Source organism: Pseudomonas sp. W5-36 (assembly GCF_046540455.1).
In the GTDB taxonomy this organism is placed as follows: Bacteria; Pseudomonadota; Gammaproteobacteria; order Pseudomonadales; family Pseudomonadaceae; genus Aquipseudomonas; species Aquipseudomonas graminis_B.
On sequence record NZ_JAXCIQ010000007.1, the window covers coordinates 1 to 15,677 of the forward strand.

At 61.8% G+C, this 15,677-nt stretch carries 14 protein-coding genes and 1 riboswitch; of the genes, 13 read left to right on the top strand and 1 reads right to left on the bottom strand.

The features are described from left to right. Positions 1-1,160 precede the first annotated feature (1,160 nt). The 13 genes from SLW74_RS14060 (at position 1,161) to astE (ending at position 14,547) form a co-directional block, all read left to right on the top strand. Positions 1,161-1,937 carry an ABC transporter substrate-binding protein gene (locus tag SLW74_RS14060; RefSeq protein WP_065986206.1) on the top strand — a complete coding sequence of 259 codons (777 nt, stop codon included), beginning with the start codon at positions 1,161-1,163 and terminating at the stop codon, positions 1,935-1,937. A gap of 91 nt (positions 1,938-2,028) precedes the next feature. Beyond that, positions 2,029-2,718: an ABC transporter permease gene (locus tag SLW74_RS14065; RefSeq protein ID WP_065986205.1), complete on the top strand. Its 690-nt coding sequence runs from the start codon at positions 2,029-2,031 to the stop codon at positions 2,716-2,718. After that, positions 2,715-3,413, top strand: a complete 699-nt coding sequence (locus SLW74_RS14070) for an ABC transporter permease (RefSeq protein ID WP_122537547.1) — start codon at positions 2,715-2,717, stop codon at positions 3,411-3,413. Before SLW74_RS14065 ends, SLW74_RS14070 begins: the two co-directional genes overlap by 4 nt. 1 nt (position 3,414) lies before the next feature. Continuing rightward, positions 3,415-4,527, top strand: coding sequence for a succinylglutamate desuccinylase/aspartoacylase family protein (locus tag SLW74_RS14075; protein ID WP_410929259.1), 1,113 nt, complete (start codon positions 3,415-3,417; stop codon positions 4,525-4,527). Between the two features lie 21 nt (positions 4,528-4,548). Further along, on the top strand, positions 4,549-5,313 hold the full coding sequence (locus SLW74_RS14080; RefSeq protein ID WP_065986202.1) for an ABC transporter ATP-binding protein: 765 nt from the start codon (positions 4,549-4,551) through the stop codon (positions 5,311-5,313). 149 nt (positions 5,314-5,462) lie between these two features. Beyond that, positions 5,463-6,446, top strand: coding sequence for a transcriptional regulator ArgR (gene argR / locus SLW74_RS14085; RefSeq protein WP_192135432.1), 984 nt, complete (start codon positions 5,463-5,465; stop codon positions 6,444-6,446). A gap of 224 nt (positions 6,447-6,670) precedes the next feature. Continuing rightward, positions 6,671-7,906, top strand: coding sequence for an aspartate aminotransferase family protein (locus SLW74_RS14090; protein ID WP_410929260.1), 1,236 nt, complete (start codon positions 6,671-6,673; stop codon positions 7,904-7,906). A gap of 179 nt (positions 7,907-8,085) precedes the next feature. Next, entirely contained in the window at positions 8,086-9,117 is a 1,032-nt protein-coding gene (aruF, locus tag SLW74_RS14095; RefSeq protein ID WP_065986199.1) for an arginine/ornithine succinyltransferase subunit alpha, read from the top strand. Positions 9,118-9,240: 123 nt separating this feature from the next. Beyond that, complete coding sequence (astA, locus tag SLW74_RS14100; RefSeq protein ID WP_410929261.1) at positions 9,241-10,266, top strand: arginine N-succinyltransferase; 1,026 nt, start codon at positions 9,241-9,243, stop codon at positions 10,264-10,266. Beyond that, complete coding sequence (astD, locus tag SLW74_RS14105; protein ID WP_410929262.1) at positions 10,263-11,732, top strand: succinylglutamate-semialdehyde dehydrogenase; 1,470 nt, start codon at positions 10,263-10,265, stop codon at positions 11,730-11,732. Before astA ends, astD begins: the two co-directional genes overlap by 4 nt. A 70-nt stretch (positions 11,733-11,802) precedes the next feature. Then, entirely contained in the window at positions 11,803-13,149 is a 1,347-nt protein-coding gene (astB, locus tag SLW74_RS14110; protein WP_410929263.1) for an N-succinylarginine dihydrolase, read from the top strand. A gap of 76 nt (positions 13,150-13,225) precedes the next feature. After that, positions 13,226-13,519: a topoisomerase II gene (locus SLW74_RS14115; RefSeq protein WP_065986195.1), complete on the top strand. Its 294-nt coding sequence runs from the start codon at positions 13,226-13,228 to the stop codon at positions 13,517-13,519. 20 nt (positions 13,520-13,539) lie between these two features. Further along, the gene (gene astE / locus SLW74_RS14120) at positions 13,540-14,547 is read left to right on the top strand and encodes a succinylglutamate desuccinylase (protein WP_410929264.1); all 1,008 of its coding nucleotides are present in this window, start codon (positions 13,540-13,542) and stop codon (positions 14,545-14,547) included. A gap of 253 nt (positions 14,548-14,800) precedes the next feature. On the opposite strand, the gene SLW74_RS14125 is transcribed toward astE, so the two are convergent. After that, positions 14,801-15,295: a 6,7-dimethyl-8-ribityllumazine synthase gene (locus tag SLW74_RS14125; protein ID WP_065986193.1), complete on the bottom strand. Its 495-nt coding sequence runs from the start codon at positions 15,293-15,295 to the stop codon at positions 14,801-14,803. A gap of 126 nt (positions 15,296-15,421) precedes the next feature. Continuing rightward, positions 15,422-15,581: riboswitch (FMN riboswitch) on the bottom strand. Positions 15,582-15,677 lie beyond the last annotated feature (96 nt).

The following is a 15,677-nucleotide window of genomic DNA, read 5'->3' on the forward strand; positions in this document are numbered from 1 at the left end:
TCCGGTCTCGCTCCGTGGGCCCGCCGCCATCCGCCATCCATGGCGGGGGGCGGCTCTCGCGGCATCCATGCCGCTCGGCCCACTCCGCGAGACCTCCGTTCAGCCTGCACCCAAGTCGCGATTGGCGGTGTCTGGGCTATCGTGGAGAAGATCAACAGTAACAGTTTTCCGGCTGAGGCCGGTTCTACAGGTGCGCGCGGTCTGTTAGTGGGACCGGCTTTAGCCGGGAAGAGGCCAGTCTAGGCGCCAACAATTTTGCTGATCGCACCCCCTCCCTGTGGGAGCGAGCTTGCTCGCGAATGCTGTATTCCAAACACCAGATATTCGATGGATGTACCAACCCCTTCGTGAGCAAGCTCACTCCCACAAGTCCATGGCGACTCATCTGCCCTCGATCCGCCCTCTATCTGTTCTTGATCTGCTTTTGATCTTCATACGCAAAAGGTTCTAACACCGCCAATCGCGACTTGGGTGCAGGCTGAACGCAGACGACGCGGAGTGGGTCGAGCCGCATGGATGCGGCGAGAGCGCCGTCAGGACATGGATGTCCGTTCGGCGCGGGCCCACGGAGCGTCGTTGGAGTGAGGGAACCCGACGAAGGAGGGCCAAACCAGGAGCAGGCACTTTTGGTTACTTTTAGTGCTTTTTAAAAGTAACTCGCCGAAGGCGAAACAGTCTGCCCCTAGGCAGACGCTATTGATCTCAAACCTTCAGGCGCCGCCGAGAATCGGGAAATATCGATTTGTTACCGCACATCCGCCCCGGTAACCTCCCGCCCCGCCGTGAGGCATTTCTACCCGAAAACAAAGCATTTCATCGCCCCGAATCAACCCGCTCCCACGCTGGACTTGCCGGATCATAAGGCTTTGCCAATAATGGGCGCGTTATTTGCTTCGTTGATAGGTTTGCCAACTCTGGCACTTGCATAAAGCTTTTTGGATGTCAATTAGCCTGAATACGATTTCATGCGCTTCTGTAACTAGTTGTCGCATTGAAGAAATATCGACTTTCAGCCTGCCGCTAAAATGCCGACCACTCGCCGAAGGCTAGTCGGGTCCAGAGACCTGCCGGCACCTCGCGTCGCAATTTCTGATTCCTCCTGTTCATTGAGCGCCTCGCTCACTGCCATTTGTCGCGTTATACCGATGGAGTTCCAAGAAATGAAAAAGCTCATGCTGCTGGGTGCGCTGGCACTGACCGTATTGGCACAGCCCGTATTCGCCGATGAAAAGCCCATGAAGATCGGCATCGAAGCGGCATACCCTCCGTTTGCCTCCAAGGCACCGGACGGCAGCATCGTCGGCTTCGACTACGACATCGGCAACGCCCTGTGCGAAGAGATGAAGGTCAAGTGCGTATGGGTCGAGCAGGAATTCGACGGCCTGATCCCTGCGCTGAAAGTGCGCAAGATCGACGCCATCCTGTCCTCTATGTCCATCACCGAAGACCGCAAGAAGTCCGTCGACTTCACCAACAAGTACTACAACACCCCGGCCCGCCTGGTCATGAAGCAGGGCACCGTCGTCAGCGATGGCATGACCGAACTCAAGGGCAAGAACATCGGCGTGCAGCGTGGCTCGATCCACGAGCGTTTCGCCCGCGAAGTCCTGGCCCCGCTGGGTGCTGAAATCAAGCCGTACAGCTCGCAGAACGAAGTCTATCTGGACATCGGCGCCGGTCGTCTCGATGGCACCGTGGCCGACGCCACCCTCCTGCAGGACGGCTTCCTGAACACCGAATCCGGCAAAGGCTACGCGTTCGTCGGCCCGGCCTTCACCGACGTCAACTACTTCGGCGACGGCGTCGGCATTGCCGTGCGCAAAGGCGACAAGGCTGATCTGGACAAGCTCAACGCAGCCATCGCGGCCATTCGTGCCAACGGCAAATACAAAGCCATTCAAGACAAGTACTTCGACTTCGACATCTACGGCAAGTAACGTGGTTTGAAGCCGTCAATGGCGCAAGCAGCCGGTCACCGTACCGACTGATTGCGCCATTTTTCTATCCCGCGCTTGAGGGCCAAACAACATGTTGAAAGGTTACGGAGCCGTCATCCTCGACGGTGCATGGCTGACCTTGCAGCTCGCTCTGTGCTCCATGGCGCTGGCGATCGTGCTCGGCCTGATCGGCGTGGCATTGCGGCTGTCGCCGGTGCGCTGGCTGGCATGGCTGGGCGATCTGTATTCCACCGTGATCCGCGGCATTCCCGATCTGGTGCTGATTCTGCTGATTTTCTACGGCGGTCAGGACCTGCTCAACCGCATCGCGCCGCTGCTCGGTCACGACGACTATATCGACCTGAACCCGCTGGTGGCCGGCATCGGCACGCTGGGTTTCATTTTTGGCGCGTACCTGTCGGAGACCTTCCGCGGCGCGTTCATGGCCATCCCGAAAGGGCAGGCCGAAGCGGGCATGGCCTACGGCATGAGCAGTGGCCGGGTGTTCTTCCGCATTCTGGTGCCGCAGATGATTCGCCTGGCGATCCCCGGGTTCACCAATAACTGGCTGGTGCTGACCAAGGCCACCGCGCTGATTTCCGTGGTCGGTCTGCAGGACATGATGTTCAAGGCCAAGCAGGCGGCCGATGCCACCCGCGAACCCTTCACTTTCTTTCTCGCAGTCGCGGCCATGTACCTGGTGATCACCAGCGTCTCGCTGCTGGTACTGCGCTACATCGAAAAACGTTACTCGGCCGGCGTAAGGGTGGCAGACCTATGATTTTCGATTACAACGTCGTCTGGGAAAGCCTGCCGCTGTACTTTGGCGGCCTGCTGATCACCCTCAAACTGCTCGCGCTGTCACTGTTCTTCGGCCTGCTCGCCGCACTGCCGCTGGGCCTGATGCGCGTATCGAAAATCGCTTGGGTCAATCTGCTGGCGTGGAGCTACACCTACGTCATTCGCGGCACGCCGATGCTGGTGCAGTTGTTCCTCATCTACTACGGGCTGGCGCAGTTCGAAGCGGTGCGTGAAAGCATTCTGTGGCCGTGGCTGTCGAGCGCTACCTTCTGCGCGTGCCTGGCCTTCGCCATCAACACCAGCGCCTACACCGCTGAAATCATCGCCGGCAGCCTGAAGTCCACGCCGCCGGGCGAGATCGAGGCGGCGCGGGCGATGGGCATGTCCAAAGCCAAGATGTACCGCCGCATTCTGCTGCCGTCGGCCCTGCGCCGGGCGCTGCCGCAGTACAGCAACGAAGTGATCATGATGCTGCAGACCACCAGTCTGGCGTCCATCGTCACGTTGATGGACATCACCGGTGCGGCGCGCGCGGTCAACGCCCAGTTCTACCTGCCGTTCGAGGCCTACATCACCGCAGGCGTTTTCTACCTGTGCCTGACGTTCATTCTGGTGAAACTGTTCAAGCTGGCCGAGCGCCGCTGGCTCAGTTACCTCGCCCCGAGGAAGCACTGATATGCAGCGCATCGATCACGATTTGCCGTGGGGCAACCTCGGCACCCAGCGCACCTTGAGTGTGTTCCGATTCGGGCAGGGCGAGCGCAAGGCCTACATTCAGGCCAGCCTGCACGCCGATGAGTTGCCGGGCATGCGCACCGCCTGGGAGTTGAAGAAACGCCTGACACAGCTGGAAGAGCAGGGCCTGCTCAAAGGCGTCATCGAGCTGGTGCCGGTCGCCAACCCGATCGGTCTGGGCCAGTTGCTGCAGGGCAACCATCAGGGCCGTTTCGAGTACGGCAGCGGCAAGAACTTCAACCGCGATTTCACCGAACTCAGCGAGCCAGTTGCCTTGGCGCTGGCGGGCAAGCTCGGCGACGACCCCCACGCCAACATCAAGCTGATTCGTCAGGCCATGGCCGACGTGCTCGAGCAATTGCCGCCTGCCGGCAGCGAGCTGGCCGGCATGCAGCGCGTTTTGCTCAGTCATGCCTGCAGCGCCGACGTGGTGCTGGACCTGCATTGCGACACCGACGCCTCGCTGCACATGTACGCCTTGCCCCAGCACTGGCCCCTATGGCGTTCGCTGTCGGCGCATTTGGGGGTGACCGTTGCGCTGCTGGCCGAAGATTCCGGCGGCAGCTCGTTCGACGAAGCCTGTTCGCTGCCGTGGCTGCGTTTGTCCAAGCACTTCCCGGACGCGCAGATTCCGCTGGCCTGCCTGGCGACCACCCTCGAACTGGGCGGTCAGGCCAACACCGGCAAGGCCGAAGCCGAGGCTTACGCCGAAGGCATTCTGGCGTTTCTCGCCGAGCAGGGCCTGATCAGTGGCGAGTGGCCGCAACCGGTCCATGAGGCTTGCGAGGGCATGCCCTTCGAAGGCACCGAAATGATTTATGCGCCCCATCCCGGCGTGCTGACGTTTTTACGTCCGGCGGGAGCCTGGGTTGAACCCGGCGAACCGCTGTTCGAGGTCATTGACCCGTTGACCGATCGCGCCACCACCGTCTGTGCCGGTACGGCCGGGGTGCTGTTCGCCATCGAAAAACTGCGTTACGCCCAGCCGGGTTTCTGGATGGCCAAAGTGGCCGGCCGCACGCCGTTGCGCAGCGGCCGCCTGCTCAGTGACTGATTACTTGTGAGAACCGACATCATGAACAAACTGGAAGTCCAGGACCTGCACAAGTGCTATGGCAGTCACGAAGTGCTCAAAGGCGTTTCGCTGACCGCCAGAGCCGGCGATGTCATCAGCATCATCGGCTCCAGCGGCTCGGGTAAAAGCACCTTTCTGCGCTGCATTAACTTGCTGGAGCAGCCAAAATCCGGCCGCATCCTGCTCAACAACGAAGAGCTCAAGCTCGTCTCCAACAAGGCCGGCGGCTTGAAGGCGGCGGACCCCAAACAGCTGCAGCGCATGCGTTCGCGCCTGTCGATGGTGTTTCAGCACTTCAACCTGTGGTCGCACATGACCGCGATGGAAAACATCATCGAGGCACCCGTGCACGTCCTGGGCGTGCCGAAGAAAGAAGCGCTGGAAAAGGCAGAACATTACCTGAACAAGGTCGGTGTCTATCACCGCAAGGACGCTTACCCGGGGCACATGTCCGGCGGCGAACAGCAGCGCGTGGCGATTGCCCGGGCGCTGGCCGTGGAACCGGAAGTCATGCTGTTTGACGAGCCAACGTCCGCCCTCGACCCCGAGCTGGTCGGCGACGTGCTGAAAGTCATGCAGGCGCTGGCTCAGGAAGGCCGAACCATGGTGGTGGTGACCCACGAAATGGGCTTCGCCCGTGAAGTGTCGAACCAGCTGATCTTCCTGCACAAGGGCCTGGTCGAAGAGTCCGGCAACCCCCGTGAAGTGCTGGTCAATCCGAAATCCGAGCGTCTGCAGCAGTTCCTGTCCGGCAGTTTGAAGTAACCCGCCCGCCACGTGAGAGCGGTGCGTTTTGCATCAGAACGGTTCATGCTGCGCGTCATCCAGACCGCAGCCATTGACTGCAGGTTACAGAATCCCATCGCATGCCAGGCGTGCGACCCCTTTTAGCGACACGTTTCGGACTGCACGCCATGACTGCCCATCGAATCGGATTTCTCATCTGGCCCGGCACCAAAGCCTTGACCCTGGCGCTGGCAGAGGAAGCCCTGCGTGTTGCTCAGCGCGTTCACCCCGAAGTGGTTTACGAACTGTCGTTTCTGCAGGCCGAGCCGCCCGTTGACGCTGCCGGTTGGCAGCTGCCGGGCGAGCCATGGGTCGGTCGTCTGGAAGGGTTTCAGAAGCTGTTTCTGCTGGCCGACGAGCCGCCGGCGCCGATGTCTTCGGCCCTCGGTGGCGCGCTCAAACAACTGGTTCGTGCCGGTTGCGTGATCGGTGGATTGTCGGCGGGCGTGTACCCGCTGGCGCAGTTGGGTCTGCTCGACGGTTACCGTGCAGCGGTGCACTGGCGCTGGCAGGATGATTTCGCCGAGCGCTTCCCAAAGGTCATTGCCACCAGTCATTTGTTCGACTGGGATCGTGATCGCCTGACCGCCTGCGGCGGAATGTCGGTGCTGGATCTGCTGCTGGCGGTGCTGGCCCGTGATCACGGCGCCGAGCTGGCCGGTGCGGTGTCGGAAGAACTGGTGGTGGAGCGCATCCGTGAAGGCGGCGAGCGGCAGCGGATTCCATTGCAAAACCGTCTCGGTTCCAGCCACCCGAAGCTGACCCAGGCCGTGCTGTTAATGGAAGCCAACATCGAAGAACCGCTGACCACCGACGAAATCGCCCAGCACGTGTGCGTGTCGCGCCGTCAGTTGGAGCGCATCTTCAAGCAGTACCTCAATCGCGTGCCGAGCCAGTACTACCTCGAACTGCGCCTGAACAAGGCCCGACAGATGCTGATGCAGACCAGCAAATCGATCATTCAGATCGGCCTGTCCTGCGGGTTCTCCTCAGGGCCGCATTTCTCCAGCGCCTACCGCAACTTCTTCGGCGCCACCCCCCGCGAAGACCGCAACCAGCGCCGCAGCAGCAGCCCGTTCGAATTGTCCTCGGTGCCCGCCGAGCGCGGCTGAATATTCAGCTTGGCCGGTTTCGAATCAGCACTGCTCCAGGCGCACGCCACCGGTTAAACTGCGCCTTTGTGACGCAATTTGTCGCATTGCCGAAAACCCCGTAAAAAGCCGGTTTGGCGCTATAAGAAGTTGTCGCTTGGCGGCAAGGCCCGGCCCGAATCAGTCCTTACAATCCTTCCATCGCTCGCCTGTCCCAGGCAGGCGTTCCTCTTCAGGAGACTCCGATGTCCGTTGAGCAAGTACCGGTGCAACGTGCCGATTTCGACCAGGTGATGGTTCCCAACTATGCCCCGGCAGCGTTTATCCCCGTGCGCGGTCAGGGCTCTCGCGTCTGGGATCAGTCGGGTCGTGAACTGATTGATTTCTCCGGCGGCATCGCGGTCAACGTGCTGGGCCATGCGCACCCTGCGCTGGTCGGCGCGCTGACCGAACAGGCCAACAAGCTGTGGCACGTTTCCAACGTCTTCACCAACGAACCGGCGCTGCGCTTCGCCAAAAAGCTGGTCGACGCCACTTTCGCCGACCGCGTCTTCTTCTGTAACTCCGGCGCTGAAGCCAACGAAGCTGCGTTCAAGCTGGCCCGCCGCGTTTCCCACGATCTGTATGGCCCGGACAAGTACGAAATCGTCGCAGCCCTGAACAGCTTCCACGGTCGCACCCTGTTCACCGTGAGCGTCGGCGGTCAGCCGAAATACTCCGACGGCTTCGGCCCGAAAATCACTGGCATTACCCACGTCCCGTTCAATGACCTCGACGCGCTGAAAGCCGCCGTCTCGGACAAGACCTGCGCGGTGGTGCTGGAGCCGATCCAGGGCGAGGGCGGCGTACTGCCTGCCGAACTCGACTACCTGCAAGGCGCGCGCAAGTTGTGTGACGACCACAACGCGCTGCTGGTCTTCGACGAAGTCCAGAGCGGCATGGGCCGCAGCGGTCACCTGTTTGCCTACATGCATTACGGCGTGACGCCGGACATCCTCTCCAGCGCGAAAAGCATTGGCGGCGGCTTTCCGATGGCGGCCATGCTGACCACCGAAAAACTCGCCAAGCACCTGGCCGTTGGCGTTCACGGCACCACCTACGGCGGCAACCCGCTGGCGTGCGCGGTGGGCGAGGCGGTCATCGACGTGATCAACACCCCGCAAGTGCTGGCCGGCGTGAAGGCCAAGCATGAACGGTTCAAGGCCCGTCTGGAGAAGATCGGTCAGCAGTACGGCGTGTTCAGCCAGGTGCGCGGCATGGGCCTGTTGATCGGCTGCGTGTTGACCGAGGCCTGGAAGGGCAAGGCCAAGGACTTCTTCAACGCCGCCGAGCAGGAAGGCGTGATGGTGCTCCAGGCCGGTCCCGATGTGGTGCGTTTCGCGCCGAGTCTGGTGGTCGAAGACGCCGACATCGACGAAGGCTTGAACCGTTTTGAACGGGCGGTGGCTAAGCTGGGGCCGGGGCGTAACGCCCTTCGCTGATGGACGCATAACTTCTGTAGGAGTGAGCTTGCTCGCGATAACGGTGTGTCAGCGAAACACTTGGATCAGACACGACGCATTCGCGAGCAAGCTCGCTCCCACGAGGTTGAGCGCCGCTTCACCTTTTGTTTTTTCCTGTGCCGGTCGACCGGCCCGATTTTTTCTCAAGGAGTGACACCATGCTGGTGATGCGCCCCGCGCAAATGGCGGATCTGAGCGAGGTTCAACGACTCGCGGCAGACAGCCCGATTGGTGTCACGTCCCTGCCGGATGACGCTGGACGTCTGGGTGACAAGATTGCCGCGTCCGAAGCCTCGTTCTCGGCGGAAGTCAGTTTCAATGGCGAAGAAACCTACTTCTTTGTCCTCGAAGACACAGAAGCAGGCCGTCTGGTGGGCTGTTCCGGGATCGTCGCTTCGGCGGGCTATTCCGAGCCGTTCTACAGCTTTCGCAACGAAACCTTCGTCCACGCCTCCCGCGAACTGAAGATCCACAACAAGATTCACGTGCTTTCGCAGTGCCACGACCTCACGGGCAACAGCCTGCTGACCAGCTTCTACGTGCTGCCTGAGCTGGTTGGCACGCTGTGGTCCGAGCTTAACTCCCGCGGCCGTTTGCTGTTCGTCGCCAGCCACCCGGAGCGCTTCGCCGATTCAGTGGTCACCGAGATCGTCGGTTACAGCGACGACCACGGCGACTCGCCGTTCTGGGACGCCATCGGGCGCAACTTCTTCGACATCAACTACGCCGAAGCCGAGCGCCTGTGCGGGCTGAAAAGCCGGACCTTCCTCGCCGAGCTGATGCCCCATTACCCGATCTACGTGCCGCTGCTGCCCGATGAAGCGCAGGAAGCCATGGGCCAGGTCCATCCGCGTGCGCAGATCACCTTCGATATCCTGATGCGCGAAGGCTTCGAGACCGACCATTACATCGACATCTTCGACGGCGGGCCGACCCTCCACGCGCGGGTGTCCGGCATTCGCTCCATCGCCCAGAGCCGCGTCGTGCCGGTCAAGGTCGACACGGTCAGCACCGGTGATGCGGTCAAGGGTGGCCGACCTTATCTGGTTTCCAATGGCCAGCTGCAGGATTACCGCGCGGTGATGCTGGAACTGGACTGGGTGCCTGGCAAACCGGTGGCCCTGAGCCTGGCCGCGGCCGAAGCGCTGGGCGTCGGCGAAGGCGCCAGTGTGCGTATCGTCGCGGTCTGACAACCGGGTCATGTTGGGTTGAGATGAGTTGACGGCGACCGGTGCTGCAGTGGCAGGCCGACGCCGTAAAGCAGGTTAGCGAGTTCGCCGGGGGTTGCAGAACCCACGGCTTGAGGAGAAAGCATGATCGTTCGTCCCGTACGCAGCAGTGACCTTCCGGCGTTGATCGAGCTGGCGCGCAGCACCGGCGCAGGCCTGACCACCTTGCCGGCCAATGAAGAGCGTCTGGCGCACCGGGTCGGCTGGGCCGAGAAAACCTTCCGTGGCGAGGCCGGGCGGGGCGACGCCGACTACCTGTTCGTGCTCGAAGATGACGACGAAAAAGTCGTGGGCATTTCTGCCGTTGCCGGCGCTGTGGGGCTGCGCGAGCCCTGGTACAACTACCGGGTGGGCCTGACAGTCAGCGCTTCCCAAGAGCTGAACATCTACCGTGAGATCCCGACGCTGTTCCTGGCCAACGACCTCACCGGCAACTCCGAGCTGTGCTCGCTGTTTCTCCACGCCGATTACCGCAATGGCCTCAACGGCCGGTTGCTGTCCAAGGCGCGGATGCTGTTCATCGCTGAATTCCCGGAGCTGTTCGGCACCAAGACCATCGCGGAAATGCGCGGCATCTCCGACGAGCAGGGACACTCGCCGTTCTGGGAAAGCCTGGGCCGGCACTTCTTCAAAATGGAATTCAGTCAGGCCGACTACCTTACCGGTGTCGGTAACCGCGCCTTCATTGCCGAGCTGATGCCGAAGTTTCCGCTGTACAGCTGCTTCCTCTCGGAGGCCGCGCGCGAGGTCATCGGCCGCGTACACGTCAGCACCGAACCGGCGCTGACCATGCTCAAGGCCGAAGGCTTCAGCTATCAGGGTTACGTCGACATCTTCGACGCCGGCCCCGCTATCGAGTGTGAGACCAGCAAGATCCGCGCAGTCCGTGACAGCCAGGCCCTGGTGCTGGCGGTCGGGACGCCGGGTGACGATGCGACGCCATTCCTTATTCATAACCGCAAGCGCGAAGACTGCCGCGTGACCGCTGCGCCTGCGCGTTTCGCCGCCGGCACCCTGGTGGTCGACCCGCAGACGGCCAAGCGCTTGCGCCTCAGCGCCGGTGATCAGGTTCGCGCCGTGCCGCTGTCGCCTGCCCGGGAGGGTATTTGATGAACACCTTGTATATCGGCGGTGCCTGGCAGGACGGCCAGGGCGACGCATTCAATTCCCTGAACCCGGTGACCCAGCAGGTGATCTGGTCCGGCAAAAGCGCAACGGCTGAACAGGTCGACGCGGCAGTGAAATCGTCTCGTCAGGCGTTTCCGGCCTGGGCGACGCGCAACCTGGACGAGCGCATCGCCGTGCTCGAAGCCTTCGCTGCTGCGCTGAAGAGCCGCGCCGATGAAATCGCCCGTTGCATCGGTGAGGAAACCGGCAAGCCGCTGTGGGAATCGGCGACTGAAGTGACCAGCATGGCTAACAAAGTCGCGATCTCGATTCAGAGCTACCGCGAGCGGACGGGCGAGAAGAGCGGCCCCCTAGGCGACGCCACCGCTGTGCTGCGACACAAGCCCCACGGCGTGGTGGCGGTGTTCGGGCCTTACAACTTCCCGGGGCACTTGCCTAACGGGCACATCGTCCCGGCGTTGCTGGCGGGCAACACCGTGGTGTTCAAGCCCAGCGAGCTGACCCCCAAAGTCGCCGAGCTGACCGTGCAATGCTGGATCGAAGCCGGTCTGCCTGCGGGCGTGCTCAATCTGCTGCAAGGTGCCCGTGACACCGGTATCGCGCTGGCCGGGCATTCAGGCATCGACGGGTTGTTCTTCACCGGTTCGAGCCGCACTGGCAATTCGCTGCATCAACAGTTCGCCGGCCGTCCGGACAAGATTCTTGCCCTGGAGATGGGTGGGAACAACCCGCTGGTGGTCGATCAGGTCGCCGATGTCGATGCCGCGGTCTACACCGTGATTCAGTCGGCCTTTATTTCCGCCGGCCAGCGCTGCACCTGCGCCCGACGTCTGCTGGTGCCCCAAGGGGCGTGGGGCGATGCATTCCTGGCGCGGCTGGTTGAGGTGACATCGACCCTTCAGGTCGGCGCGTTCGATCAACAACCTGCGCCGTTTATGGGTTCGGTGATTTCCCTTGCCGCTGCCCGTGCGCTGCTTGATGCCCAGGAAGTGATGCTCGCCAATGGCGCAGTGGCCTTGCTTGAAATGACCCAGCCCGCTGCGCAATCGGCGCTGCTGACGCCGGGCATCATCGACGTCAGTGACGTGGCGGATCGTGCCGATGAGGAGCTGTTCGGGCCACTGTTGCAGGTCATTCGCTACGCTGATTTCGACGCAGCGATCGAAGAGGCCAACGCCACGCAGTACGGGCTGGCGGCGGGGCTGTTGTCGGACTCCCAGGCGCGCTATCAACAGTTCTGGCTGCAGAGCCGCGCGGGTATCGTGAACTGGAACAAGCAGCTGACCGGCGCGGCCAGTACCGCACCGTTCGGCGGTGTCGGCGCCTCCGGTAACCATCGCGCCAGCGCTTATTACGCGGCGGATTATTGCGCGTACCCGGTGGCCTCGCTGGAGACGGAAACCCTGGCACTGCCTGCCAGCCTGACGCCCGGCATTACCCTGAATTGAGCGCGCTCCTTGATAGCGCAGCGCACGTCGAAGAACGTGCACATAAAAACAGATCCACGGAGCCTCACCGATGAAATCCTGTGAAGTCAACTTTGACGGTCTAGTGGGCCCGACCCACAACTACGGTGGGCTGTCCTACGGCAACGTTGCGTCCCAGAACAACTGCCAGCAATCCTCCAACCCGCGCGAGGCCGCTTTGCAGGGGCTGGCCAAAATGAAAGCGCTGATGGAGATGGGGTTCACCCAGGGCGTACTGGCCCCCCAGGAACGTCCCGACGTGGCCGGTCTGCGCAAGCTGGGCTTCAGCGGCAGCGACGCACAGGTGATCGAGCGCGCCGCCAAAGAGTCGATGCCGCTGCTGGCCGCCAGTTGCTCAGCGTCGAGCATGTGGGTGGCCAATGCCGCCACGGTCAGCCCGAGCGCCGACACCGCTGACGGCCGCGTGCATTTCACCGCCGCCAACCTCAACTGCAAATACCACCGCAGCATCGAGCACCCGACCACCAGCCGTGTCCTCGGCGCGATGTTCGCTGATCAGCAGCATTTCGCCCACCACGCGGCGCTGCCTGCCGTCGCCCAGTTCGGCGACGAAGGTGCGGCCAATCACACGCGCTTTTGTCGCAGCTACGGAGAGCCCGGCGTCGAATTTTTCGTCTTCGGCCGCGCCGCGTTCGACAGCCGGTTCCCTGCACCGCAGAAATACCCGGCCCGTCAGACCCTCGAAGCGTCCCAGGCCGTTGCGCGTCTGCATGGCCTGAGCGCCGAGGGCGTGGTCTTCGCCCAGCAGAACCCGGCGGTGATTGATCAGGGCGTGTTCCACAACGACGTGATCTCGGTCGGTAACGGTGAAGTCCTGTTCTATCACGAGGACGCCTTCCTCAACACCGAGCCCATGCTCGCCGAACTGCACAACAAGCTCGGTCAACGCGGCGGTCGCTTCCAGGCCATCTGCGTGCCGCGCAGTGAAGTGGCCGTGGAAGACGCGGTGCGTTCGTACCTGTTCAACAGCCAGTTGCTGTCCCGCGCCGACGGTTCGATGCTGCTGATCGTGCCGGAAGAGTGCCGCAGCAACGAGCGCGTGTGGCATTACTTGCAGCGCCTGCTGGTGGACGACAGCCCGATCCGCGAGGTCAAGGTGTTCGACCTCAAGCAGAGCATGCAGAACGGCGGCGGCCCGGCGTGCCTGCGTCTTCGCGTGGCGCTGAATGAAACCGAACTGGCGGCGGTCAATCCAGGCGTTATCATGACCGCGCCGCTGTACGACACGCTGACGCAGTGGGTCGACAAGCACTATCGCGACCGCATGAGCGACAGTGATCTGGCCGATCCCCAACTGCTGATTGAATGCCGTACGGCGCTGGACGAGCTGACGCAGCACCTGAAACTGGGCGCGGTTTATCCTTTCCAGATCAACTGATGCACCCCATCCGTTACGCCTGCGCCCAAGCGGAGTCAGGCGACGATGTTTTTGCTTTTAAAGAGAGAGTTTTGCCATGACCGACGCGCTGCGTTTGATCCTTGAAGACACCGACGGCACTCAGCTGGAAACGTCCTGCACCCGTCTTGCCGTTATCTGGCAGGGCAAAGAGGTCTGGATTCAACAGGATGGCCGTGGCCAGTTGCTGATCGGCGTGGACGTCGAAGAAGGTGATGCCGAATACGCCAACCTGCTGCTGCGTCCATTGGCGACCAACCTGGTCAGCCTGCAGCTGGAAATGGAACCGGCTGACATGAGCGGCGACGACGAAGAAGGCCACGTGCACGGTCCCGACTGCACCCACGACTAAGCCTGCGCAGGAAGCTCCCCATGCTCGCCCTCGGCAAACTGCTTGAACTGACCCTCGCGGGTCGCGAACCCGCGGAAAAAACTCAGCTGACCGTCGACGGCGTTCGCATGCGCTGGCTCGCTGAAGGGGCACTGGAAGTCCGGCCTCCCGAAGCGCGGGACAATGGCACCGACCTGCTGTTGTCCGCCGGCATCCACGGCAATGAAACCGCGCCGATCGAACTGCTCGACGCGCTGATTCAGGCCATCGCCCGGGGCGAACTCAAGCCCCGCGCGCGTATTCTGTTCCTGTTCGGCAATCCCGAAGCGATGCGTCGCGGCGAGCGCTACGTCGAGCAGGACGTCAATCGGTTGTTCAACGGCCGTCACGAGCACAGCGGCGGCAGCGAAGCCTTGCGCGCCTGCGAACTCGAGCGTCTGGCCGCCAGCTTCTTCAACATTCCGGACCGCTACCGCCTGCACTACGACCTGCACACGGCGATTCGCGGTTCGAAGATCGAGCAGTTCGCGCTGTACCCGGGGAAGGAAGGTCGCGCCCATTCCCGCCGCGAACTCGCCCGGCTGCGGACGGCCGGCATGGAAGCGGTGCTGCTGCAGAACAAGTCATCGATCGTGTTCAGCGCCTACACCTACGACAAGCTCGACGCCGAAGCCTTCACCCTGGAGCTGGGCAAGGCGCGCCCGTTCGGGCAGAACCAGCAGGTCAATCTCGACAAACTGAAAACCTGCCTCGAACATCTGATCGCCGGCACCGAAGCCGATGAGCCTGCGGATCTGAACGGCTTGCAGCTGTTCAGCGTGGCCCGGGAGATCATCAAGCACAGCGACGCCTTCCAGCTGCACTTGCCGGCGGACATCGAGAACTTCTCGGAGCTGGAAAAAGGCTACGTGCTGGCCGAAGACCTGGCTGATTCACGCTGGGTGATAGAAGAGGAGGGCGCCCGGATCATTTTCCCCAACCCGAACGTCAAAAACGGGCTGCGAGCGGGGATTCTGATCGTGCCGGCGACGGAAGAGGCGTTGGTCTGACACGACCTGTTCAAACCGCCCTCGCTCAATGGTTGCAGGAGCGCGCTTGCTTGTGACGGCTTTGGTTGGGTCAGGCAGGGCATCAGTAATTTTCCCGCTGATGGGGACCTGTGGGAGCCGAGCTTGCTCGCGAAGGGGCCGGTACATTCGCTAAATATCTAGCGGCTGGAATGCCGTCTTCGTGAGCAAGCTCACTCCCACAGGGGCAGTTACACCCGCTCGATGTGCAGCGGATGAACTGCCGTCGGTTTGATCAACCCGCCGCTTTCTGCACCTCACCCACCCGACGCACCGCACGCAATTTAGTCAGTGTGTCCGCGCAGGTCTTGGCCGCTTCCTGGCCCTTGTGCACGAAGTGATCGAAAAAGAACTTCTGGTGCTCTTCACCGGCGTGGAAGTGGTGCGGGGTCAGCACGACCGAGAACACCGGCACTTCGGTTTCCAGCTGAACCTGCATCAGCGCACTGATCACCGATTGCGCGACGAACTCATGGCGATAGATACCGCCGTCGACCACCAGACCAGCCGCCACGACGCCGCCATAGCGACCTGACTTGGCCAGCAACTTGGCGTGAAGCGGGATTTCAAACGCGCCGCCGACTTCGAAGAAATCGATGTCGGTCTCGGCGTAACCGTGTTGCGCCATCTCGGCGACAAAGCCCTTGCGCGCCTGATCGACGATTTCCTTGTGCCAGCAGGCTTGAATGAAGGCGATGCGCTCGTGAGCGTGAATGGCGGTAGGTTGCATGTGTTCTGACTCCTGTTTAATAAAAAAAACAGGGCGTTTTGGATCGAATGGGATGCCAGGGTACGTGCGAAACCGTCCTCGACGCCAAGCGCCTGAACCCGTCTCGAAACGATCCTGCTGTGCCAGTCCCGTTCTCTCTTCATCCGGACTATGACCGTCGGCCCCGGGATCACACCGGGTCTGCTGACCTTGCATCGCGCATAAGCTCGCTGCAAGCGCTCGCGGGCTAGACGCATTGCGCGCCATTACCGCCGGTGGGGAATTGCACCCCGCCCTGAGAACGTTGCCAACGGTTTTTTCCGTCGGCGTGCAGTTTGTAACATAGATTCCCGCGATCCGCTTGGAGCCTTTTTGATGGTTTTCATCAGCTTTTCTTATAAGG